The organism is Acetobacter sp. ESL1128 (assembly GCF_058505085.1).
Genome location: NZ_CP196369.1, coordinates 238,519 through 262,274, shown reverse-complemented (window position 1 = coordinate 262,274; position 23,756 = coordinate 238,519). Strand labels below are relative to the sequence as shown.

23 protein-coding genes are annotated in these 23,756 nt (G+C 60.1%); 7 read left to right on the top strand and 16 right to left on the bottom strand.

Annotated elements, in window-relative coordinates; all coding sequences use genetic code 11:
• Window position 1 precedes the first annotated feature (1 nt).
• The 15 genes from ACSYTG_RS01245 to flgG all read right to left on the bottom strand — a co-directional run bounded on the left by ACSYTG_RS01245 (window position 2) and on the right by flgG (window position 13,211).
• Complete coding sequence (locus tag ACSYTG_RS01245) at window positions 2-385, bottom strand: response regulator (protein ID WP_086646083.1); 384 nt, start codon at window positions 383-385, stop codon at window positions 2-4.
• Between the two features lie 8 nt (window positions 386-393).
• On the bottom strand, window positions 394-651 hold the full coding sequence (locus ACSYTG_RS01240; RefSeq protein ID WP_233129091.1) for an STAS domain-containing protein: 258 nt from the start codon (window positions 649-651) through the stop codon (window positions 394-396).
• A 77-nt stretch (window positions 652-728) separates the two neighbouring features.
• Window positions 729-2,258: a methyl-accepting chemotaxis protein gene (locus tag ACSYTG_RS01235; RefSeq protein WP_086646085.1), complete on the bottom strand. Its 1,530-nt coding sequence runs from the start codon at window positions 2,256-2,258 to the stop codon at window positions 729-731.
• 545 nt (window positions 2,259-2,803) lie between these two features.
• Window positions 2,804-3,496 (bottom strand): flagellar type III secretion system pore protein FliP, encoded by a 693-nt coding sequence (gene fliP / locus ACSYTG_RS01230; RefSeq protein WP_086646176.1) that lies wholly within the window; start codon window positions 3,494-3,496, stop codon window positions 2,804-2,806.
• Window positions 3,497-3,602: 106 nt separating this feature from the next.
• On the bottom strand, window positions 3,603-3,992 hold the full coding sequence (locus ACSYTG_RS01225) for a flagellar biosynthetic protein FliO (RefSeq protein WP_278740298.1): 390 nt from the start codon (window positions 3,990-3,992) through the stop codon (window positions 3,603-3,605).
• Between the two features lie 5 nt (window positions 3,993-3,997).
• On the bottom strand, window positions 3,998-4,372 hold the full coding sequence (fliN, locus tag ACSYTG_RS01220) for a flagellar motor switch protein FliN (RefSeq protein ID WP_086646087.1): 375 nt from the start codon (window positions 4,370-4,372) through the stop codon (window positions 3,998-4,000).
• Window positions 4,373-4,388: 16 nt separating this feature from the next.
• The gene (locus tag ACSYTG_RS01215; protein ID WP_489783588.1) at window positions 4,389-5,144 is read right to left on the bottom strand and encodes a FliH/SctL family protein; all 756 of its coding nucleotides are present in this window, start codon (window positions 5,142-5,144) and stop codon (window positions 4,389-4,391) included.
• A complete protein-coding gene (gene fliG / locus ACSYTG_RS01210; protein ID WP_086646089.1) occupies window positions 5,144-6,211 on the bottom strand; it encodes a flagellar motor switch protein FliG in 1,068 nt (355 codons plus the stop codon). The genes ACSYTG_RS01215 and fliG overlap by 1 nt, the downstream gene beginning before the upstream one ends.
• A 3-nt stretch (window positions 6,212-6,214) precedes the next feature.
• Window positions 6,215-7,867 (bottom strand): flagellar basal-body MS-ring/collar protein FliF, encoded by a 1,653-nt coding sequence (gene fliF, locus ACSYTG_RS01205; RefSeq protein ID WP_095349710.1) that lies wholly within the window; start codon window positions 7,865-7,867, stop codon window positions 6,215-6,217.
• Between the two features lie 258 nt (window positions 7,868-8,125).
• Complete coding sequence (locus ACSYTG_RS01200; protein ID WP_233129092.1) at window positions 8,126-8,440, bottom strand: hypothetical protein; 315 nt, start codon at window positions 8,438-8,440, stop codon at window positions 8,126-8,128.
• 210 nt (window positions 8,441-8,650) lie between these two features.
• On the bottom strand, window positions 8,651-9,493 hold the full coding sequence (locus ACSYTG_RS01195; protein WP_491706434.1) for a MotE family protein: 843 nt from the start codon (window positions 9,491-9,493) through the stop codon (window positions 8,651-8,653).
• 228 nt (window positions 9,494-9,721) lie between these two features.
• Window positions 9,722-10,387, bottom strand: coding sequence for a hypothetical protein (locus tag ACSYTG_RS01190; protein WP_415420948.1), 666 nt, complete (start codon window positions 10,385-10,387; stop codon window positions 9,722-9,724).
• A 251-nt stretch (window positions 10,388-10,638) separates the two neighbouring features.
• Window positions 10,639-11,343 (bottom strand): flagellar basal body L-ring protein FlgH, encoded by a 705-nt coding sequence (gene flgH / locus ACSYTG_RS01185; protein WP_233129099.1) that lies wholly within the window; start codon window positions 11,341-11,343, stop codon window positions 10,639-10,641.
• A gap of 55 nt (window positions 11,344-11,398) precedes the next feature.
• The gene (flgA, locus tag ACSYTG_RS01180; RefSeq protein ID WP_165925666.1) at window positions 11,399-12,421 is read right to left on the bottom strand and encodes a flagellar basal body P-ring formation chaperone FlgA; all 1,023 of its coding nucleotides are present in this window, start codon (window positions 12,419-12,421) and stop codon (window positions 11,399-11,401) included.
• 1 nt (window position 12,422) lies between these two features.
• The gene (flgG, locus tag ACSYTG_RS01175; RefSeq protein WP_086646096.1) at window positions 12,423-13,211 is read right to left on the bottom strand and encodes a flagellar basal-body rod protein FlgG; all 789 of its coding nucleotides are present in this window, start codon (window positions 13,209-13,211) and stop codon (window positions 12,423-12,425) included.
• 358 nt (window positions 13,212-13,569) lie between these two features.
• Between flgG and flgF the strand changes: the two genes are divergently transcribed.
• From flgF to ACSYTG_RS01160, 3 genes are all read left to right on the top strand, one after another.
• Complete coding sequence (gene flgF, locus ACSYTG_RS01170) at window positions 13,570-14,313, top strand: flagellar basal-body rod protein FlgF (RefSeq protein WP_086646177.1); 744 nt, start codon at window positions 13,570-13,572, stop codon at window positions 14,311-14,313.
• A gap of 142 nt (window positions 14,314-14,455) precedes the next feature.
• On the top strand, window positions 14,456-16,027 hold the full coding sequence (gene flgK, locus ACSYTG_RS01165) for a flagellar hook-associated protein FlgK (protein WP_095349709.1): 1,572 nt from the start codon (window positions 14,456-14,458) through the stop codon (window positions 16,025-16,027).
• A gap of 26 nt (window positions 16,028-16,053) precedes the next feature.
• On the top strand, window positions 16,054-17,151 hold the full coding sequence (locus ACSYTG_RS01160) for a flagellin (protein WP_086646098.1): 1,098 nt from the start codon (window positions 16,054-16,056) through the stop codon (window positions 17,149-17,151).
• 65 nt (window positions 17,152-17,216) lie between these two features.
• Here the strand turns inward: ACSYTG_RS01160 and ACSYTG_RS01155 are convergent, their stop codons facing one another.
• On the bottom strand, window positions 17,217-17,702 hold the full coding sequence (locus ACSYTG_RS01155) for a hypothetical protein (RefSeq protein ID WP_489783581.1): 486 nt from the start codon (window positions 17,700-17,702) through the stop codon (window positions 17,217-17,219).
• Between ACSYTG_RS01155 and metH the strand changes: the two genes are divergently transcribed.
• The 4 genes from metH (at window position 17,701) to purF (ending at window position 23,709) form a co-directional block, all read left to right on the top strand.
• Window positions 17,701-21,207, top strand: a complete 3,507-nt coding sequence (gene metH, locus ACSYTG_RS01150) for a methionine synthase (RefSeq protein WP_095349706.1) — start codon at window positions 17,701-17,703, stop codon at window positions 21,205-21,207. The two genes, ACSYTG_RS01155 and metH, sit on opposite strands and share 2 nt — an antisense overlap.
• Window positions 21,208-21,254: 47 nt before the next feature.
• On the top strand, window positions 21,255-21,584 hold the full coding sequence (locus ACSYTG_RS01145; protein ID WP_233129093.1) for a phosphoribosyl-ATP pyrophosphatase: 330 nt from the start codon (window positions 21,255-21,257) through the stop codon (window positions 21,582-21,584).
• Window positions 21,585-21,650: 66 nt separating this feature from the next.
• Window positions 21,651-22,175, top strand: a complete 525-nt coding sequence (locus tag ACSYTG_RS01140) for a CvpA family protein (protein WP_095349705.1) — start codon at window positions 21,651-21,653, stop codon at window positions 22,173-22,175.
• A gap of 46 nt (window positions 22,176-22,221) precedes the next feature.
• Window positions 22,222-23,709 (top strand): amidophosphoribosyltransferase, encoded by a 1,488-nt coding sequence (purF, locus tag ACSYTG_RS01135; protein ID WP_086646102.1) that lies wholly within the window; start codon window positions 22,222-22,224, stop codon window positions 23,707-23,709.
• Window positions 23,710-23,756: the final 47 nt, after the last annotated feature.

The following is a 23,756-nucleotide window of genomic DNA, read 5'->3' as shown; positions in this document are numbered from 1 at the left end:
TTCAGGCGGTCACCCGGCGGATAGCCGCCACAAGGCTGTCTGTGCTGAACGGTTTGACAATCCACCCTGTCGCGCCAACGGCACGGGCACGGGCTTTTTTCTCGGGATCGCTTTCCGTTGTCAGAACGATCATTGGCAGATGTTTGTACTGCTCCAGCGCCCGGACTGCCTCGATAAACTCAAAGCCATCCATGCGGGGCATGTTAATATCCGTAATGATCGCATTGGGCGTGGGGTCAGCAGCCTGAAGGACTTCCAGCCCTTCCACGCCATCCCCACCCTGAATAACGTCGTACCCCGCCCCTTCCAGGGCTTTGCGGAGCATACCCTGCATGGTGCGCGAGTCATCAACTGTCAGGACACGAATGCCCACTTTTTCCACCATAGTCCTCATTACTCCTTCAATGGCGCCAGCGGCTCAGTCAGATACGCACTTACGCCAAAAAGGCCGTACGCCTCCACGACTGGCTCCGAAGGCGCCACAAGGGGGCATCTGCTGGCGAGGAGAACCTGCAAGCACAGACCTCCGAGGTACGTCACGCCAGAGGCATCCAGAGAAACCTGCTCGCCTCCCGCATTTTTAACAGCCTGTTCGATCTCACTCTTCAGGGCAAACGCCGCAGAGGTGTCCAGACGTTCAGGTAAGGTCACACTAGCCAACGGTCCGCTCCCTTGTCAGCCGCACAGGCAGGGGCCGAGCGGCCCCTGACATGCTGGAATAATGGCCATTAAAATTCTTCCCAGCCTGCATCGGAAGATGTGGTGGGCATGGACAGCGCGGGAGCAGCCGGGGCCTGAGGCGCCGGAGCCGCCACACGGGCCGGGCTCGCGGGTTTGGGCCGGGGGGCGGCAGAGCGCGGCGCAGCAAGGGCCGGACGGGACGGGCGGCTTGCGCGCACACCGGACGTATCCATTTTAAAGCGGCTGAGGGTTGCTGCCAGTGTCCGGGTTTCGGCGGTCAGGTTGTGGCTGGCTGCCGTGGTTTCTTCCACCATGGCGGCGTTCTGCTGGGTCACCTGATCCATGCCGCCAATGGAGGCGGTTACTTCGGACAGGCGCTGGGCCTGATCCTGTGTGGAGGAGGAAATTTCCTCAACACGGATGGCAATGTTCTGGGTGCTGCCGGCAAAGTCGCTCAGGTAACGCCCGGTCTGCTGCACCAGATCCACACCCTTGGCCACCTGCTCGGCAGCAACGGAGATCAGACGCTTAATCTCGCTGGCGGATGTGGCGGACTGTTCGGCCAGCGAGCGCACTTCCTGCGCAACCACGGCAAACCCGCGCCCGGCTTCACCCGCACGGGCGGCTTCCACGCCTGCGTTCAGGGCCAGCACGTTGGTCTGGAAGGCAATGCCGTCTATGACCGAAATAATTTCACCAATCGCATCGGAGGAGCTTTTGATCCCGTCCATGGCCTTGGTGGTTTCGGTCATGACCGTTGTTGCGGCCTTGACCTTTTCCAGCGCCTGCTGGCTTTCGGCATTGGCATCGGCACAGGCTTTGGCGTTGCTCTGCACACCTTCGGTAATGGTCCGCACGGAGGAGGCGGCCTGCCCAAGGTTGGCGGCCTGCTTTTCTGTCCGTTTGGCAAGATCGTCCGACGCGGTGGAAATTTCTGCCGCACCGGTGGAGATCAGGTCCGAGTTGGAGGCAACGGCACTCAGCGCTTCGTTCAGGCGGGAAGCGGAATGGTTGAACGCATCACGCAGGGGAGCGAACTCGCCATCAAAAATCGGGTCTTCAATGCGTGCGCGCAGGTCACCTTGCGCCATGTCGGCCAGAGCCTGACCCAGACGCTCGATAACCAGATGGGTGTGCTTGTCGCGTTCCTGGCTGCCGGTCAGGGCGCCCTGAATTTCGGACGCCATTTTTTCCTGCCGCTGGCGGGCTGTGGCCTGCTCTTCCACCATACGGGAGAAGCGCGCCATAATGCGGGCAAGGCGGCCAACGCAGTCTTTGTTTTTGAGGAAGGGAATGTTGTTGTGGGCGACACCGTCGCCGAGTTCTTCGCCCATCGTGGCCAGTTTTTCAACCGGCTCGGTGATCAGGCTTGTGAACCACCGCCAGATCTGCAGAACAACCAGCTGCCCGAAAACAAGAGCCGCCATGTTGATGATATACGTGTAATGCGCTGGCGCGTGCCAGAAAAAGCCAACTGTCTCCACAATGATCTGGAACATGAAGTATGCTTCCAGACACAGCATAACAACCCGAATCTTCTCGCGGAACGGAGCGTCCTTGTTCAGCCATTGCAGCATATCAGTGCAACTTCCTTCATATTATTGGGGCACCTTGCGCGGCAACTCCTGACCATTCTTCCCGCACATGGAAAAAACGCCAGCCAGCCGTGGCCTTAATGGCCCCCCTTGCACATTTACAAAAACCAGGAAACGCCAGTGGACGCCCCTTGAGATAAAAAGCAGATAATCTGTTCTCATCCAGACACACGGACCAGACAAGCAAGGGTCTTCATACCGCGTTCGTGACTAGATGTCTTTACAGAAGATCGTATGATCCGCAGACAATCGGCTTTGCGCTCCTGATAGATAAAATACCTAAAAACAATACCATAGCGGCCACCACCTCCGTTCCGGCCATAAAGCCGGACGGAACAGGTGCCTGCCCTGCGAGAAATGATAGCTTTTTCTTGACAATGAGCAAGCCTGTAACCGCATTGCGGTTTCTAAAAACCTTGCAATATTAAAGGCTCAAACGCTCTACTTGCGACTATTTATTATTATGGGGAAACAAAACCGGCAGACTCCACCCGTGCCGGAACACAGGGGCAGAGCAGCGCCCCTGCTCAGCCGCCAAAACTGCGGACAAGCCCCCCGGCCACCATCTGCCAGCCGTCAACCAGCACAAAGAAAATCAGCTTGAATGGCAGGGATATGGTTGCAGGTGGCAACATCATCATCCCAAGGCTCATCAGCACGCTGGATGTGACAATATCAATAACCAGAAACGGCAGGTACAGCAGGAACCCCATCTCGAACCCGCGGCTGAGTTCACCCACCATAAAAGCGGGCATCAGCACACGCCACGGCGTATCTGCCACGTTTGCAGCGGGGGTTACGTTGGCCAGACGCTCAAACGTGGCCAGATCAGCCGACCGGACATGGGAGAGCATGAACGTGCGAAAAGGCTCGGCTGCCGCCTTCAGCCCTTCCATCTCCTCCACCTGTCCGTCCATCATGGGGGCAATCCCCTGATCCCATGACTGCTGGAACGTGGGCTGCATGACAAAAAAGGTGAGGAACAGAGCAAGCCCGATCAGCACCGTGTTGGGCGGTGTCCCCTGCGAGCCAATAGCCCCGCGCAGCAGCGAGAGCACCACAATAATACGGGTAAAAGCCGTCACCATAACCAGCAGGCTGGGCGCAAGCGAAAGCACCGTCAGCAGGGCGGTCAACTGGATAATGCGACTGGTCGTACCCGGGTCCCCACCCTTGCCCAGATCCAGCGCTATGGACTGGGCATGGGCCACAACCGGCATGCCTGCCAGCACGCCTACCGCCAGAGTACATAGCGCAAGGCTCGCAAACCACACGCCACGTCTTGTAAAGGCAGGAACTGTCAAGGCTTGGGGCTCCGCTTGTGCATCAGATATGGGGGGCCGGACCGGGCGCAGGCTGCCCGCCGGGCAAAGGGGGAGCGGGGGAGGGCACGGCATTGCCATCATCTACCCAGCCCATAAACACGTCATTGCCGCCGCCGGTCAGGACCAGCCCTTTTTTCTGCCCGTAACGGATAACGCTTACCCGCCTGCGCTGGTCCACGGCCACACTTTCCATAACCGCCAGATTGGGCGTCTGCCGCCCTTTAAGCAGATACGGCTCCATGAACTTGAGCCCGTAACGGGCCAGAAAAATAAGCCCGATAACAAGTACAAACGCCACAATGCAGGTCAAAACCGGCACAACAAACGCCCCTGCCCCCAACCCGGCAGCGGGCTGGGCAATGCTTGCGGCGGCTGTACCGGGTGCAGGCAAGGATTTTAACCGTTGGTCGCGGAGGAAGACAGGATTTCCGTCATGGTCACGCCAATATGGTTATCGTCCACCACCACCACTTCGCCACGGGCGATCAGGCGGTTGTTGGCATAAATGTCCACAGCCTCGCCCAGCTTGCGGTCCAGCTCGACCACGGCCCCACGCCCAAGGCGCAGCAGCTGGTTGACCGGCATGGTGGCCGTACCAATAACGGCCGTTATCTTGACCGGAATATCGTAAACGGCTTCCTTCTGGACGTCGTCCACATCCTTGCCATCAGCAGCAGGGGCTGCACCGGGGGCAGCCGTGGCGGAGGCATCCGGCGCTGGCGCGCTGGTGGCGAAATCCTCAAGCCCGATATCGGTGTTCTCTGTTGTCATGGTTGTCTCCGCCTGCTTATGCCTGCCCAGTGTTGTGCTGCATGCGCTGGCGCGCAAGGGCCGTTACACTGGCAACTATTTTTTCAGCCATGTTTTTGCGCCACTGCACTGGGTCAATGACAATGGTATTGGCTGCCGTGGAAATCCGTATGATGCCCGGCGTAAGGTCGGACATGGATTCGACCTGCACACCGCCCTCATTCTGTAAGGCAGCTTGCAGGCGCTGTATATCGGCCGGGCTGCACTGCACGGTTACGTCGCCCTCGCACTCGCGGGCAAAGCTCGCGGCATCGGCCAGCAGGTCGCGCTGCATGCCTTGCAGTACGGTGCCATCCAGCGCCGTCAGGCTCCGTACAATGTCTATTACCGTTGCCACAAAAACCTGCGATGCCTTGGCCAATGCCTGGTCCCGCCGGACGTTTTCCGCCTTGAAGGCATTGGTCAGCTCGGCCAGGCACCCGGTGTAAAAGGCCTGTAGCTCCGCATCTTTTTCGGCAGCGCCGGCTGCGTAGCCCTCGTCCCGCGCCTGCTGCTGCACGGCAGCCAGCTCGTCACGCGTGATGCTGAGCAGGTTGGGGTCGGGTGGAGGTGGCTCGGGAGGGGCCTCCTCCTCCGGGTCTTTTTCGGGGGTGGGTTCCACTTCCGGGAGGCCAAAATCCTCCAGATCCATCACCCGTGGGTATGTGCGCACAGGCGCATCCGCCCCCCCGCCAGAGGAGGCACCATCCGCCATACGGCACAGACCAGACCGGAAGAGTGCCCGCTCCAGCATTATGGAATGATCTCGTCGTTACCGCCGTTTTCGGTCAGGTCGATTTCACCCGCATTGGCCATGTTCTTGATGATGGTCACAATATCAACCTGTGCCGCATCAGCATCCTTCACGCGCACAGGGCCAAGGGCGGAAATTTCTTCGAGCAGAATGCTGCCTGCACGCTTGGACATGCATTGCAGGAACATCTTGCGCACGGTTTCGGACGCGCCTTTGAGGGCGAGCGGCAGTTTTTCGCGGTCCACCTGCGCCACAATACGCATGAGGGCTTCGTGCGGCAGACGCTTGATGTCCTCGAAGGTGAACATAAGCGCCTTGACCTTTTCCATATCGGCGTGGTTGCGCTTGTCCATGGACGCCATAAGGCGCGTTTCGGTCTTGCGGTCGAAGTTGTTGAACACTTCGGCCAGCAGTTCGTAACTGTCGCGCTTGGACGAACGCCCAAGGGAGGAAATAAACTCGGACCGCAAGGTGGCCTCCACGCTGTCCAGCACCTCGCGCTGCACCGTTTCCATGTGCAGCACACGCATCATCACTTCGGTTGCGTAGTCTTCTGGCAGCAGGGTCAGCACACGCGCCGCGTGGGCGGGTTGCAGGCGGCTGAGAATAACAGCGGCGGTCTGCGGGTATTCGTTGCGCAGGTAGTTGGCCAGAACCATTTCCTGCACATTGCCCAGCTTGTCCCACATGGTGCGCCCGGCCGGACCACGGATTTCTTCCATGATCTTGTCGACCTGTTCGCCCGACAGCGCCTTGCGCAGCAGTTCCTCGGTAGTTTCGTACGTGCCCACCAGCCCTTCGGAAGATTCGAAGTTTTTGGTGAACTGCGCGCACACTTCCTCCACCACGGAGGCGCTGATCAGCCCCAGCCCGGCCATGGCGACCGATACATCGCGGACTTCATCTTCCTGCAACTGCTTGAGCACCTTAACCGCGCGCTCACGCCCCGCAGCAAGCAGAAGAATGGCAACACGCTGCTTGCCGGTCAGGTGTCTGGTTTCATCATGCACAACGGGAGAAGGGGCTTCCGGCGGCCGTGCCTCGGGGGCTGCTGCGGTCTCGGACATGGCCTATGCTCCCTTCTTCGGATCCGGGGCGGACAGCCAGCTCCGGATAATCAGTATGGTTTCATCAAGGTTGTTTTCAAAGCGATCGGCCACCCTATCCAGTGCTTCCTGCCGCAGCTTGCCCTGAACACCATCCAGATCGACCCCATGGCCATCTTCGCCCACAGGCAGGCCACTGCTGGCATGGAGCATCTGGCCGTTAGCACCCATAACAATGGAGCCACCCTCCACACCTTCGAGCAGTTTTTCCTGCCCGTGCAGTTCCTTGGAAATAAGAGTAACCAGCCCGGTGCGGCGCAGCATGGGGCGCAGGCCAATAAACAGGGCACCCAGTACCAGCAGGATGGGAATAACCCACTCCGCCATGTAAATGAGCATTTCGCGGCTGAAGTAGTCGATGCTGCCGCCAGCAAAATCAAACCCGCCATCGGGCATGAACCGCATGGACACAACGCGCACTTCGTCTCCACGGGCCTTGTCAAAGCCTACGGCGGTCTGGGCGAGGGTGGTAATCCGCTCCAGCTCGGAGTCGTCCAGCGGGGTCCAGACTTCCTTGCCGCTTTTGTCCTTGGTCATGGTGCCATCAACCAGCACCGCCATGCTCACCCGTGCAATGCGGGGGCGCGACTGGCTAACAACCCGCACGCGCTTACCAATTTCGTAGTTATTGGTTTCTTCCTCGCGGTCGTTGGTCGAGCCGGTTTTGTTGTCCTGATTGGCATTGGCGTTGGGCAGGTTGTTGCCCACCGTGGTGCTGGGGCTGGATTCGGTGTTAACGCTCTTGTCCGAGCTTGTCTGCTGCGACCGCAAAACCTGCTGGTTGGGGTCGTAGCTTTCCTCCGTTTCGTGCACTTCCTCGGTGGACATGGTCACGGCGGCACGGGCGCGCACATGGCCTGCACCCAGTGTGGGCACCAGCATGTCCTCCACCGCCTGAGCAAGGCGCTGCTCTTCCGCATGACGGATTTTTTCCATCTGCGATTCCTGCCCGGCCAGACTATCCGGGTCACCCGGTTTGACCAGCACATCACCGCGCGTATCCACGATGGAAATATTCTGCGGGCGCAGGCCCGGCACGGCGGCGGCAACAAGGTTCTGGATCGCCTGAATACCATCGGGCGCCATACGGCCAGCACGGCCAATATCCAGCACCACACTGGCCTGCGAGGGATTTGTCTCGGTCGAGAACAGGTCCCGGTGCGGCAGAACCAGATGCACACGCACATTCCGCACCCCATGCAGCAGGCGGATGGAGCGTTCCAGCTCGCCTTCCATGGCGCGGGTCTCGTTGATCGACTGCTCGAACTGGGTGCTGGTCAGGGTGCCGCTTTTGTCAAACAGCTCATACCCGACGGCACCACCGCTGGGCAGGCCATCCTTGGCCAGCAGCAGGCGCGCACTGGCGACCTTGTCCTTGGCCACAAAAATGCGGGTACCGTCCTGGCTGGTGGTAAAGGAGATATGGGCCTTGGCGAGATCATCGGCCATTTCGGCCGCTTCGGTCAGGTCCAGCTCACCATACAGCAGGGCGCTGGCTCCGGCTCCGGCATAAAAAGAAAAATAGGCCAGAGCACCCAGCAGGGCAGCCCCCGCAACACCAAGTGCGATCTGCTGCGTGCGGCCCAGAGCCTTGAGACTTGTAAGAAAATTTTTCATGCGGGAATGGCTACGCTGTCACGATGGAAAAATGGGGAACCACACAACTCTCCAGACGTTTCAGCATCCAAACACTCCGCGCTCCGCCAAACCATGGCCTTGCCATCGCCTTATCATGCCCGTCAAGGCAAACTGGCTGCTGTATAGCCATAAACACATCATGGGCACGTTGTGCCACAGTAAAAGAACAGCCTTGCAACACCAGACCCACTCCAGCTTGTATTGTAACCCGGTCCGGTGCACCAAACGAACCCCGTTTTATGGATAATACGCGTTTGTCGGCGGAATTTTTTTGATCGACATGTTCAACCGCTGTGCGTTCTGGTCCTGCGTCAGCCCTGTTGGGCCTTCTGCCACCTCACGCGCCACATTGGGCATCAGGTCCGGGCGGGCCCAGCAGTCCACACCATTCCAGCTTTGTGTGCAGTACGGCTGCGGCGCAGGCGGACGCTCGGGGGGAGCACACCAGTCCTCCCCTTCCTGAATATAACCGGCGCTGCACTCACGTCCCGTTATTTTGCTGGCAATATGGTCGGGTGAACACCCCGCAACCGCCAGAACCAGGGCCACCATTATTCCGCGCCTGATCATCATGCCTTTTTGTTCCCGTCCTTCAAGCCCACACGCGCACCCTGCGTCCGACCTGGTCGATCTGGGTGCCTGATGCCGCCAAGCCCGGCAAGCGGGCCATGGCTGCCAGATGACGTGTTATTTTAAGCCATTTCCCATGCAAATGCGAGATAAGAGCCGCCCTTGCGCCAAAAAACCCGAATAGGCCAGTGGCTACTGGGAAGACTGCGCCCCTCCCGCACGGTTGCCTGCCGCAGGGGTGGCACTAACACTGGGCTTGGCCCACCATGTTGCCGTGCCTACGTTCTGCGCGAGCCGGTCCCCACCATCTCCCCCATCGGACGGTGCCCGGAAGCTCCGGACCCCTGCCATGAACTGGGAGATAAGGTTCACACGTTCGGGCGACATGTTGCCCATAATGGCCGACACCTTGCGGGTGTTCATTTTGCTGGCCACGGCAATAAGCACGTGGATGTCCATGATATTGAAGACCGCCGCTGCCTCTTTGGGGGGCATGTCCTCGTAAATCTTGACCAGCCGGTCTGTCTCGGCGTCCATCACCTCACGGTGGGCGGCCTGCTTCTGCTCCAGCGTGGCCATGGAGGCATCCAGCGTGTTCATTTTCTGGTCCAGCACGGCGCGGGCGGCGTTCAGCACATGCTTCTGCTGGTCAAGCTGCTGCTGCTCGCCCTCAATGGTGGACTGGCGGGCCAGAATATCCTTGACCAGATCGGCCTCAGCCTTGCTGACCTCCGGATCGGGGTCGGGGCCAAGCCCCGCCGCTCCGGTTTTGACCTGTGCGCAGGAAATACCCTTGGCGCAGTCATCTGCCGCAACAGACACCTTTTTTTTGCCGCTACCTGCCGCATCGCCCACATCGGGGGACATTTCCGCCGCCTCGTTGGCGTCCAGCACGGAAACCCAGCCCTCCAGCGCGTCCTTGTCGCTTTTGGTCTTGCTGCTGGAATCGTTGACGGAAGGCATGTTCTCGGCCGCTGCCGCCTGCGCGACAGAAACCAGAGGCTGCGCAGCCGTCTCCGCACTATCATCCTTCATGTGTCCGGCGATGGTGTGGATATTCATCGCCAGAAGAAGAGTCATCAGGCTTGATGAAATATGCACAAGTTTCCCGAACGACAAACGGGGTATCAGCATCACAACCTACGACATCTCTTCATAAAAACACTCTGGCGGTCGGGCATGGCGGCAGAACCGGCCACATAAAGGGGAGTGCAGCCAGCCACACACCCCACCCACAAGCCTGACCCCAGACCAGACACAGACTTACGGCTGCGTATCGGACATACCCATCAGGGACGCATGGCCATCTTCCGTTTCCGCCGTGGAGCGGATGACCTGATCCACATCCCCCCAGACCGAACCGTTATCCGTGCTGGCCGATGCAGACTTGGAGGATTCCGTGGTGGTGGACTTGGAAGACACGGCAGCAGCCGGGGAGGGCTTGACCTCAACCTTGACGGGCTTGGCAGATGCGGGAGCAGCAGCGGCCGGGGTAAAGCTTGCAGGGGCGGCAGCAGGTGTTACAGGCGCTGCCGGAGCAGCCGGGGCTGCGCCAAGGGCTGCCGTGGTGATCTTGAAGTCACCCGTCAGTTCCGCACCCTGCTGGATGCTGCACCCGCTCACGCCTTCAAGGAACAGCGTGCAGTTCTGAATCTTGGCGGTGCCGGTTGCAAAAAAGCGCTTGGCGCGGACAACCACGTTTTCCGCCGTGCCACGAATAACCACTTCCTCGGCCACCAGTTCGCCCGAGACCACACCGCTTTCCAGAACATCCACAATCGGAGCCTGCAGATGCGCGCTGCGTACCGTGCCACCAATAGCGATCGGGGCGTCGGTTTCACACTTCAGGCTAGCAACATTCAGCCCCTGTACAAGTATGGTCTGGTTAGGCTCGGCCAGGGTGCCGAATGCGTTGTCACCGTTATTCATGCTTATCTCCCGTGGTGTTACCTGCCGATAGTGCCAGCATCGCCATCCATGCGCGATCCGGCTACCGCCAGGTTCCTTCTGGCCGCAGCACCCCGCCCCGGCATTGATGGCCATGCAACACACAGAAAACAGGCATTGCACAACTTGTTGAATGGGGTGAATTGAACCCTTATGTCAAGTTATGCGTTGGGGAATGCCCCACCTTTTTGGAACCTTCATCCCAACGCAACATAAACGCGGTGTCCGCCCGATTAGAACGGCAGGACATTGTCCAGAATCTGCTGGCCGTAACGCGGCGTCTGCTGCTTGGTCAGCTGACCACGCCCACCGTAGGAAATACGGGCTTCCGCAATGCGGTCGTGGGTTACGGTGTTGTCTTCCAGAATGTCCTGCGGGCGCACAACACCGCTGACCATAAGCTGGCGCAACTCCCCGTTAATGCGCACTTCCTGGCGGGCTACCACCACAAAGTTACCGTTAGGCAGCACCTGCGTAATGGTGCCTGCCAGTGTAAGCGTGACCGCTTCTGTCCGGCGGATGGTGCCGGTGCCGGCGTTAGCACTTGCGCTGCTCGTGTTCAGCGCATCGGACTGGGTCAGGTGCGACAGGGCCTTGCCCTTGAGCCCGAACAGGCTGGGAATACCAAAATCTTCCGACCCGCTGGACGAGGCGGACGTGTCATTCGTGACATCCGCGTTATCCGCAATCTCGACCTTAATGGTCAGCAGGTCCCCTACCTGAGAAGCACGCTGGTCCTTGAAGAAGGCACGGCTACCCGGCCGCCACAGGCTACCCACCTCGGTTGGCGGTGCCTGCAAGGGCGGCATGGGCATGGTGACCGGCCGGTAATCAGGCGTTTGCGTGGGGTCCGATGTACGGGTCATGCGTGGGGGGTGCCCCAGCTCGCTCGTATCCGCCAGCCCGGAGCAGGAGGCAAGGCCCAGCAATCCGACCATAATGGCGCCAGACAGACGGTGTTGGGTCAATAAGTCTCTCCAAGTCATTCAGCTACTACCGGGGGTATATGCCGCCCTGCCCACCGGAGCGGGAGGACGAACTGAGGCGACGCAGGGCGTTCCCATCCGATGGCACGGCGCCCGATGTGGTGTCCACCTCCATTTCTGACCCGTTGATCACCCGCCCTGTCAGAATCATTTTGCTGGCGAGGTTGAGCGCATGCACATACTGGCCCACGCCCCCATCTTCCAGCGCGCGCCCCGTGGCCGACAGCCGCAGGCCCGGCGCAATATAGGAGAGCATGATGGGGTCCCCCTTGTGCATGACAATCGTCCGCCGCAGGTCCCGCTCCAGCACGGGTTCGTCCACCATAACGCTGTGCAGGAGGGTCATGCCCGCAACATCCGCATCCGCCGTATAGGCCTTGGAGCCACTCCGCCCCGTGTAGGAGTCGTCCACCCGCACGTCTGCTGCGGCCAGCACCGTACCAGCCGAGAGCGCATGGGTGTAAACCAGCACACGCTGCGCCGCATGGACCACCCCGGTCAGCAAAAACGAATCCTGCGTAATATCGCCCAGCGGGTGAGTGCGGTACACAGTGGCGGAAAAACGACCACTCTTCTGGTCCCAGTCCAGATCGGACATGACAACAGGTTTGGGGTCATCCGCCGCAACGGTCATGGGGTGAAAATCCCCCAGCTCAACCGTTACAGGGCCTTCGCCCAGATCAGGCAGGTTCTGCTTGATCATATGGATAAAAAAATCACGGTCCAGCACGCGGCCCGCACGTGTAACGGTGGTCTGCGCTGTTGCGGACTGGTCCATCCAGTCCACGCCATACTGGTCGGCAATGGCCAGAAGCTGCCGCCCGCCCACAACAAAACTGCTGCCCGGCAGGGGGGCTGGCCCAAGAACACGGTCCTGCCCGGGTTCGAGGTCCATGAACAGGTCCGACAGCCGCACCGTATCCGATGTAACCGTGGTTGCCGTGCGCAGGGTTGCGGCAAGGCAGGCTGCGGGCGGCAGAACCGCAAAAACCGCAGCCAGCAGCGGCAGTATGGCTGCCCGCAGGGACATGTTATTTCAGATTCGTAAGTGTCTGAAGCATTTCATCAGAAGCGGTGATGACCTTACTGTTCATTTCATACGCACGCTGCGCAGTAATGAGGTCGGTAATTTCGGTCACGACGTTCACGGCCGATTCTTCCACAAAGCCCTGCCGGATGTCCCCAAAGCCCGTGCTCTGCGGTGTGCCCGTAATGGGGTCACCCGAAGAGGTGGTGGAGGTAAACAGGTTCTGCCCCATGGCGGCCAGACCGTTTTCGTTCTGGAAGGTGACGAGCTGGATCTGCCCGGCAACCTGCGCCGTGGTCTGCCCGGACAGGGTGTACTGCACCTGCCCGCTCTGATCGACGGTAATGTTTTCAGCGTTGTTTGGCAGCGAAATATCGGGGCTGAGCGGATAACCGTCTGCCGTTACGATCGTCCCGTCGTTGGAGAGGGAGAACGTGCCGTCTCGCGTATAGGCGTATTCGCCCGATGGCAGGGTAACGCGGAAGTAGCCGCGCCCTTCAATGGCCATATCCAGCGCATTGCCGGTCTGTTCCAGAGTGCCCTGCTCGTTAATGCGGTAAATGCCTGCGGTACGCACGCCCAGACCAACCTGCGCGCCGGATGGCACAAGGTCACCCGTATCCGAGCTCATGGTCCCCGCGCGGCGCAGATCCTGGTAGATAAGATCCTGGAACTCCGCCCGACGCCGCTTGTAGCCAGTGGTCGTCATGTTGGCGATGTTGTGGGAAATTGTCTCGACGTTCGTCGTCTGGGCCTGCATGCCCGTACCGGCGATATCAAGGGAACGCATCATAGGATGACAAGCCTCCGGGTGTGCCTTGCACCACGCTCACCCCAGCAACAGCACGATGATGGGAGCATGGGCGGGAACTTACATGGCCATACGCACAGCCGCTAGCTGCCACACCATGTATTGCCAGCAAGAGGTAAGACGACAGCATGGCCATTGCAAGAGGTTTTGTCTGGCCAATTCCTTACCACTTATACATTAAGCCACGTTTTGTTGTATATGCCACACATCCTCTGTTGCTGTATTATGGTCAATCCAATAGATTTCCTGCACGGAAAACCATATTATGCCCCGCATGATTCGGGGCCTGCCGTGCGTAAGCAGCCCAAACCACCCAAATCACCCGCCGGAGTCAGAAGCCATGGACAACACGACCTACATCGCCTTGTCCCGCATCAATGCGCTAACGCATGACCTTGAAGTCACGTCCAACAATCTGGCCAACGCCAATACAACGGGCTTCAAGTCCTCCCGCGAGCTGTTTTCGGATTATATCGTCAAGCAAAAAGACATTCACGGCATCCCCGGTGAACGCACGGAAGCTTACACGCAGGACCGCGCCACCTATCAGGACCACGGGCAGGGCCAGTTGCGCCAGACCGGCAACCCCACCGATTTTGCCATTAACGGGGAAGGGTTTTTTGCCGTGCAGACCACGCAGGGCGTGCGGCTGACGCGCAACGGCCAGTTCCAGCGCCGCTCTGACGGGACAATTGTGGATATTAACGGCAACCCGATCCTCAACCGTTTCCAGCGCCCCATTGTTATCCCGCGTGAGGACGATGTTCTCTCCGTTGCCTCCGACGGGACAATCTCCACGCAGGATGGAGCCATTGGCACGCTGGACCTGATGACGGTGGACAACCTGAACACCCTCCAGCCCGAGGGCAGCTACCTGCTCAAGCCCACTACCCGCACGCGGGTTCTGCCCCACAAGGAAATCCGGCAGGGCATGCTGGAAAGCAGCAATGTCAACGCCATTACGGAAACCACCCGCATGGTGGAAATCCAGCGCGATTACGACCTGAACTTCCAGCTTGTGCAGACCGAATCCACCCGCCGGACCAACGCGATCGACAAGATCACGCAGGATTCCAGCAGCTAGGCAGCCACCTGACGGGGTGTTTTGCGCAGCGCGTTAACCTTCTAAAAACCATTGCGTCGTAAGACTTCTTTAACTGCTGCCAAATGGCTGCTATTCGTGACCAGATTTTTAAAAACGCCGTGATGGACGGACGAGGAACACAATGGATCTAGGATCAGCTCTATCAATAGCCTCCAGCGGGCTGAACGGGATTGAATACCAGTACTCCGTCGTTTCCCAGAACGTCGCCAACTCCAGCACCACCGGCTATGCCTCCGAATCGGCCAGCGTGACCTCGGCCGTTGCGGGCAATCAGGGTACGGGTGTGCGCATTGGCAAAACGGTGGTCAATGTCAGCCCCTTCCTGCAATCTTCGCTGTACACGCAGAATGCCAAAGTTTCGGCCCTGACATCCTCCTCCAATTCGCTGGCAGCGGTAGAATCCGTTCAGGGCTCCACCTCCGCCACATCGGGCGATACCCAGACCCTGTCGGACGAGCTGGGCAATGTGCAGAGCGCCCTCACCTCCCTGACCTCCACCCCGCTGGACAGCTCGGCACAGACTGCGGTCATTACGGCCGCCACATCCCTGACCGACACGATCCACACGCTGGCATCCACCTACACACAGCAGCGGCAGACGGCGGAAAACACCATTGTTTCCACCGTGTCCACCATCAACCAGAACCTCACCCAGATCGGTCAGCTTTCCAAGCAGATCATGGGTTTGCAGGCCGTTGGGTCCGACACGTCCAGCCTGGAAAACAGCCGTCTTGAGGTCATGAACGACCTCTCCTCCGAACTGGGGGTAAAGTTCACCGAAACGTCCAAGGGCGATATGATCGTCACGACCGAGGATGGCACCCAGCTGCCAACCCGCCCGGACCAGATCGGCCTGAGCAACAACACCCAGACCCTGCCCAGCAATACCTGGCCGCTCTCGGCAACCAACGGTGGCACAGCCAGCACCACCATTACCGATTCCATGTATTACAAGGCGGGTGACCCGGCCAATTCCCCCATTGCGGGCATTACGGTTGCGGATGGCACGACCAACACCTCCACCACGGATATTACGTCCCACCTGACCAGTGGCACGCTGGGTGCCAACATTACCCTGCGCGACACGACCTACCCCACCATGCAGGCGCAGCTTGATTCGTTCTCCGCAACGCTGATCAACCGCTTCAACAACGCGGGTATGTCCCTGTTCACCAACGGTACGAATACCGCGCAGTCCTACGACACGACCAAAACCACGCCTGACGGTATTGTTGGCCTGTCCTCCGCCATCAGCGTGAGCGACAGCTACGCCACCACCCCATCCCAGCTTGCCCCGGATGGCAGCATCAGCACCATTACCAAAGTGCTGAGCACCACCTTCGGCACCTCCAGCGATGATGTGGACGATGGCGGTACGCTCTCTGCCCCCACCACGGGCCTGGGGCCAAGCGGGACACTCCAGACCGGATATAGCGGTACGCAGGGGCTGGTTGCCCTTGCCACCTCCCTGACCTCCGCTCAGGGCGCGGTCATTGGTACGGCCAGCACCAACCTGACCTACGCAACCGCCGTGCAGACCACCATCAATACCAAGGTGACCAACGTATCGGGCGTGAACGTGAATAACGAAATGTCCAAGATCGTGGCGCTGCAAAATGCCTATACGGCCAATGCCAAGATCATTTCTTCCGTCCAGACCATGTTCAGCGCTCTTCTTAACGCCATCAACTAAGCCTTGAGAGAGGGAGATACTTTATTATGAGCACTTCTATCGGGCAGTATGGCGCGAGCGCTGCAAACCTTGTTCTTTCTTCCGCTGTGCAGGAACTCACCAACGCCCAGACCACTCTGGCGTGGCAGACCTCCAGCAACGGCATTACGGCAGAAACCTTTGCCGGTCTGGGCTCTTCGCGCTCCAATGTTTTTGAGCTGACGCCAAAGATCACGCAGGTTAAAGCCTGGCAGACCAACATTACCAATGCCCAGAACAGCCTGACCGTTACGGCCAGCGCACTCAAGCAGATTGTCTCGCTCGCCCAGAGCATGGCCACAAACCTGCTGAGCATTGGCGGGTCCAGCTCCACCTCCACGGTCAACTCTGTCTCGACCGAGGCAACAAGCAGCCTGAGCCAGCTGGCAACCATCCTGAACACCTCCAACGGTACGGGCTATGTTTTTGCCGGGCAGTCCGCGACTGAAGCGCCGGTCAAGGACCCGTCCAGCGTTGCCAGCGGCACCACCAGCACTCAGGTTGCAGATACGCTCAGCCTTCTGGCATCGGGGTCGAGCATGGACTCTGTCCTGCAACAGGCCACCTCGCTGATCAATGCGGACAGCTCCATTTTTTCGAGCACCATTTCCAGCGCCACCAGTGCCACGGATTCGCTCAGTCAGGCCAAAAGCCAGCAGACCAGCATTGTTACGGGGGACAGCACCTCCAGCAGCTACGGGGTTGTGGCCACACAGGGCAATACAAGCGATGTAAGCAGCACCTCCACCGGGTCGCCCATCAAGGACCTGATGCGGGACATGATGCTGGTTTCGGGCATGCAGGGCATGTCCTCCACCAGTGCTGGCTATTCCGACATGATCACCCAGCTCCATACCTCGCTGGTGAACACGACCAACCAGCTGATCAGCATGGAAACAGCCGTAGGGGCACAGCAGAACGCCCTGACCGCACGCTCCACCCTGCTGACCAACACGACAACAGCGCTGCAAACCCAGCTCGACAACGCCCGCACGACCGATATCGGGCAGGTGGCCATCCAGTCCGCCAACGTGCAGACCAGCCTGAAGGCGTCGTTCATGCTGATCGCGGACATGAAGGACATGTCGCTGGCCAACTACCTCTAAACCGCCAGCGCAGCTTTTACACATATCTGCAACAGCCTGATGGTCCGCACCATCAGGCTGTTTTTTTATGCTTGCAGGGCATAAAAAGCGGACAGGAAAACCGAGGTTTTAAGCTGGGTCTTATACGCGGCCACCAGTTGGGGGGCGCACACCACCACCATAACCTCAAGCGGTTCCCCCACACCGCGCACCCGGCTTTGCGCCTGCGCCAGCAAAAACTGGTCCAGCCCACCCCGCCCCACGCAGCACAGGCAGTGCCCGCCATGGGTAGCCCCCCCTTCGGGCCCGGACCATTCCAGCACACACCGCCACCCCTGAGCTTGCGCAGGTGCAGGGGCTATACCGGCAAACACCACACCACCATTGCCCCGCCATGCCAGCCCCTGTGGGGCGTCCTCCAGCACAAAAAGCGGCATGCGCCCGCCGCGCATTTGCGGTGGGGCACGCATGGCGGTGGACAGGGTAGCCTCTGTCTGGAATAAGGATGTGGCTTTGGCCCGTTCCTGCGGCTGAGGCGTATCCTCCCCACTATTCCGGTCTTGTGCTGTCATGTCTTCTCGTCTGCCGCTTCTTGATGCCCTGCGTGAACAGGTTCTGCTCTGTGATGGAGGGATGGGGTCCCGCATCCAGATGCTCGACCTTGATGTGCAACGTGATTACTGGGGACAGGAAAACTGCACCGAAGTCCTGACCCTGTCACGCCCTGAACTGATCCGCGAAATCCACCGTGGGTATTTTGAGGCCGGGGCCGACATGGTGGAGACCAACACGTTTGGTGCCTCCCCCATTACACTGGGCGAGTTCGGGCTGACAGACCGCACGCGTGAGATTAACCGTGCCTCCGCCATTCTGGCGCGTGAGGCAGCGGACAGCTTTGCCGATGGCCGCCACCGTTACGTGCTTGGCTCCATGGGGCCGGGCACCAAGCTGCCCTCCCTTGGCAATATTGATTACGACACTCTGGAAGCCGCCCTTGCCGAACAGACCCGTGGCCTGATTGAAGGCGGGGTCGATGCGGTGCTGATTGAAACCTGCCAGGACACGCTCCAGATCAAGGCAGCCGTCAATGGCGTCAAGATCGCGCGGGCCGAAGCGGGCGTCAAACTCCCCATTTTTGTGCAGGTTACGGTAGAAACCACCGGCACCTTGCTGGTTGGGCCAGACATTGCCGCCGCCGCCACGGTCATTAACGCGCTGGATGTGGACCTGATCGGCCTGAACTGTGCCACCGGCCCGCAGGAAATGGCCGAACATGTGCGCTGGCTGGCCGAAAACTGGCCCCGCCTGATTTCCGTCCTGCCCAATGCGGGCCTGCCCGAACTGGTGGACGGCAAAACACACTACCCGCTCAGCCCCGAAGACATGGCCACATGGGTCGAGCGCTTTGTGCATGAAGACGGCATTAACATGACCGGCGGATGCTGTGGCACCTCCACCCCACACATTGCAGCGCTGGACGCCATGCTGCGCCGCCGGGCAGAAGCCACGGGCCGCCACCGTCCGGCCCCTGTTGCCCGTACGGCCGTGTGGGTGCCCTCCGTTGCCAGCCTGTACTCGCAGGTGCCCCTGCGGCAGGAAAACGCCTATTTTTCCATCGGGGAGCGCTGCAACGCCAACGGTTCCAAAAAATGGCGCGAACTCCAGGAAGCGCATGACTGGGATGGCTGCGTAACCGTAGGCCGCGAACAGCTGCGCGAAGGCTCCAACGCGCTGGATGTCTGCACCGCTTTTGTCGGCCGCAACGAACGCGAGGAAATGGATGAGGTAATCAAGCGCTTCACCTCCTCGGTCAACGCGCCACTGGTCATTGACTCAACCGAAACCCCGGTGATCGAAGCCGCCCTCAAGCTGCATGGTGGCAAGCCGATCATCAACTCCATCAACTTCGAAGATGGGGAAGGCCCGGCCGCCGACCGCATGGCGCTGGCGCGCAAGTTTGGTGCCGCCGTTGTCGCCCTGACCATTGATGAAGTGGGCATGGCCCGCAAACCCGAGGACAAGCTGCGCATTGCCAGCCGTCTGGTAGAGTTTGCCTGCAACAAATACGGCCTGCCCCAGTCCGATCTGATGATCGACCCGCTCACCTTTACCATCGCTACCGGGGCGGAGGACGACCGCAAGCTCGGCCAGTGGACGCTGGAAGGTATTCGCATGATCCGCGAGGCCTTCCCCGATATCCAGATCGTGCTGGGCCTGTCCAACATCTCCTTCGGGCTTAACCCGGCGGCACGCGCGGTGCTGAACTCGGTTTACCTTGATCTCGCGGTCAAGGCGGGCATGACGGCGGCTATTGTGCATGTCTCCAAAATCCGCCCGCTGCACCTGATCGCCCCGGAGGAAGTCAAGGTTGCCGAAGACCTGATCTTTGACCGCCGGACCGAGGACTACGACCCCCTGCAGGCCCTGCTGGCCATGTTCGCGGACCGCAAGGCCTCCGAGGCGGTCAAGCGCAAACAGGCCGAAACCGCCGAAGAACGCCTGAAGGACCGCATTGTGGATGGCGACCGCAAGGGGCTGGAAGCCGACCTTGCCGAAGCCATGCAGACCATGGCCCCGCTGGACATCATCAACACCGTGCTGCTCGATGGCATGAAGGTGGTGGGCGAACTGTTTGGCGCGGGTAAAATGCAGCTCCCCTTCGTGCTTCAGTCCGCTGAAACCATGAAGGCCGCCGTGGCATGGCTTGAACCGCACATGGAACGTGCCGAGGGCCAGCAGCGTGGCACCATTGTTCTGGCCACCGTCAAAGGCGATGTGCACGACATTGGCAAAAACCTTGTGGACATCATCCTGACCAACAACGGCTACCGTGTGGTCAACCTTGGCATCAAGGTGCCTGTGGCCGACATGATCGACGCCGCCCGCAAGGAAAAAGCGGACGCTATTGGCATGTCCGGCCTGCTGGTGAAGTCCACCGTGATCATGCGCGAAAATCTGGAAGAAATCGCCCGCGCGGGGCTGGATACCCCCGTGCTGCTCGGCGGGGCGGCCCTGACCCGCAATTACGTGGAAGAGGACTGCGTGGCCGCTTACGGCGCCACCGGCCGTGTAGCCTATGCGCGTGATGCGTTTGATGGCCTGACCCTGATGGACCAGATCGCCCAGAGCGGGTTTGACGGGTATCTGGCCGCCATTCAGAAACGGCGTGAAGGCAAGGCCACCCGCAAAAACGCCCGTTCGCCAGAAGTGGCGGAAACACGCGGCTACGGCCCGGTGGACAAGGCCGAGGTTGCCACCCGCCGTGCACGCCTGACGGCGGACGAACCCCGCCTGACGCCCCCCTTCTGGGGTGCCAAGGTGCTGCAGGCCACCCCCGAGGCCGTTCTGCCCTTCCTGAACGAGCGCGCCCTTTACCAGTTCCAGTGGGGCTTCCGTAAACAGGGGCGTTCTCTGGACGAGTTTCTGGTCTGGGCACGGCAGGAGCTGCGCCCCATTCTGCAACGCATGCTCAAGCTGGCAGCGGATGAGCAGATTCTCAAACCACAGGCCTGCTACGGCTACTGGAAAGCCGCGGGCGACGGGAACGACCTTGTTCTGTTTGAACCCGATGGCACAACCGAGGCCGCCCGCTTTGCCCTGCCCCGCCAGCCCCGCGCGGATGGGGAGTGCATTGCCGACTTCGTGCGTGACATAAACGACCCCGAGCGTGATGTAGTGGGCCTGCAGGTTGTAACAGTAGGGCAGAAAGCCTCCGACATTGCCCGCGACTGGTTTGAGGAAAACCGCTACCAGGACTACCTCTACCTGCACGGCCTTTCGGTGGAGATGGCAGAAGCCATGGCCGAATACACGCACAAGCGTATCCGCGCCGAACTGGGCTTTGCCGCCGAAGACCCGCGGAACATGGAAGACCTGCTCCAGCAGGGCTATCGTGGCTCGCGCTACTCGTTCGGCTACCCGGCCTGCCCCCGGCTGGAAGAGCAGAGCAGCATCCTTAACCTGCTTGATGCAGAGCGTATTGGCGTCTCCCTGACCGATGGGGACCAGCTCCACCCCGAGCAGTCCACCTCTGCTCTGGTGGTGCTGAATAAACACGCCAAATATTTCACGATCTGATCAGCCGGGCATTGACCAGTTGGGATGGTGCAGCGCATCATCCCATAATGGTCTATTCCCGCCCGCATCTGCCGCCTCCGCTTACCCAGGAACGCAAGGACCTGTACATGCAGGTGGGGCTACACGCGACCGGGTGCACAACTGCCTTTATTGCTGCCAGACGCGCAGACCTTGTGCGTGAGAGTGCCCTGTTCCTGCAAACCCTGAGCCATATGTGGGTGCTGGACGGAGTGGATGAGGCCGATGTCTGGACCGAACTCCTGCGCCGGGTGGAAGTGTCCGAGCTACTGCACAAGCTCAACCAGCCCCCCCACCGTAAAAAGAAAAACGGCAGCCCTAGCAGGCCATGGCGCGTTACCACAAGCAAGCTGCCATAGGCGGCGCGGGCTTTATGCGTTTTTCCCTCTTTCCCCCACCCCACTGGGGGCTGTAAGCCTGCGCTCATGGCAGCCATAGATGCACTATCCCTGATCATTGTGGCCCTTTCCACCCTGCATGGGATGTGGCGGGGGTTTACGCAGCTTGCCCTGGGCCTGCTGAGCTGGGCTTTGGCATTTGTGCTGGCTTTTCGCTTCCATACTGTGCCCACGCCCTGGCTGGCGCGGTTCATTCACTCCCCCATAGGGCTGCAACTGGCCAGCTTTGCGCTGGTGCTGCTGTTTTTTCTGGTGGCTGGTTACCTGCTGGCCGCCGCCATTGTGCGGCTGGTGCGCGCCACCCCGCTGGATGGGCTGGACCGCACGCTGGGTGGGCTGTTCGGGCTTGCGCGGGGTGTGTGCGTGGTTGTGCTGCTGTTCATGGCCGGGCAATGGCTTTTGCAGCCCGAGGACATGGAAGCCATAGAGGCCAACGGGCGGCTGACCCCTTATATTCGCTCCGCGACAACCTATATCCAACCTTATCTGGCTGAATTTGACGCAAAAGGGGTTGCGCCAAAGCGTTCAACAGGTCATGACGCCACCTTGTAATCCCCATACGGCCAGTACCAGCCATTTGCGGAGGCCCTGCGCGCTTATGCACCCCCACTCCACGCCGTCCGTTTCCCTCCCCGATCCTGTCCGTGCGGACGAGGACCACCTGCAAGAGGAATGTGCCGTCTTTGGCATATGGAACGCCAAGGACGCAGCAACCCTGACAACCCTTGGACTGCACGCCCTCCAGCACCGTGGGCAGGAAGCAGCGGGCATTGTCTCCTTCGATCCGGCTCATCACCGCTTCAATTCCCACCGTGGGTTGGGCCTTGTGGGCGATGTGTTCAGTGATTCGCGCGTTATGGCCACACTGGCTGGCACACGCGCCATTGGCCATAACCGTTACGCCACAACAGGGGCTACCCTGCTGCGCAACGTGCAGCCCCTGTTTGCCGAATTCGCCTTTGGCGGTCTGGCGGTGGCCCATAACGGCAACCTGACCAACGCTGACACCCTGCGCCGCGAGCTGATCCGCCGTGGCTGCCTGTTCCAGTCCACCACGGATACGGAAGTGTTCGTGCACCTGATTGCCATCTCGCTTTACGCCACGGTGGAAGACAGGCTGATTGACGCGCTCAAGCGGGTCACTGGTGCATACTCCCTTGTTGTTCTGTCGCAGGATGCGCTGATCGGCGTGCGTGACCCCATGGGTGTGCGCCCGCTGGTGCTGGGCAAGCTGCCCGGCGAAGGCAGCAAGGACGGCGCATGGGTTCTGGCATCCGAAACCTGCGGGCTGGACATTATTGGCGCGGAATTCGTACGTGATGTGGAACCGGGCGAGCTGATTGTCATCAATGATGACGGTATTCGCTCCCTGCGCCCGTTCGGGGACACGCAACCCCATTTCTGCGTGTTTGAATACATCTACTTTGCGCGCCCGGACTCCGTGCTTGAAGGCCTGCCGGTCTATAACGTGCGCAAGGAAATCGGGCGTGAACTGGCGCAGGAAAGCGGGGTTGAGGCCGATGTGGTCGTGCCCGTACCCGACTCCGGCGTGCCTTCCGCCATTGGCTATGCGGAGGCCAGCGGCATTCCGTTCGAGCTGGGCATCATCCGCAACCACTATGTGGGCCGCACCTTTATTGAACCCACCGACCAGATCCGGCATCTGGGCGTAAAAATGAAGCACTCGCCCAACCGCCCGATTCTGGACGGCAAGCGCGTTGTGCTGGTGGACGACTCCATTGTGCGCGGCACCACATCCCGCAAGATCGTGGACATGGTGCGTGCGGCCGGGGCGCGGGAAGTGCATATGCGCATTTCCTCCCCCCCCACCAAGCATTCCTGCTTCTACGGGATCGACACGCCAGAACGCAGCAAGCTGCTGGCCGCCCAGAACGACCTGCAGAAAATGGCTGAACTGATTGGTGTGGACAGTCTGGCCTTTATCTCGCTCGACGGGCTGTACCGCGCCATGGGGCATGAAAGCCGCAAGGCCAGCCGCTCCACCTACTGCGATGCCTGCTTTACCGGCGAATACCCCATTGCGCTGGTTGACCATGATGCGGAATTTGGCCCCGACTCAGCCTGAGCCACGGCCTGCCGCCCTGTTATAAAAAACCCCGCCAGAGGCACGCT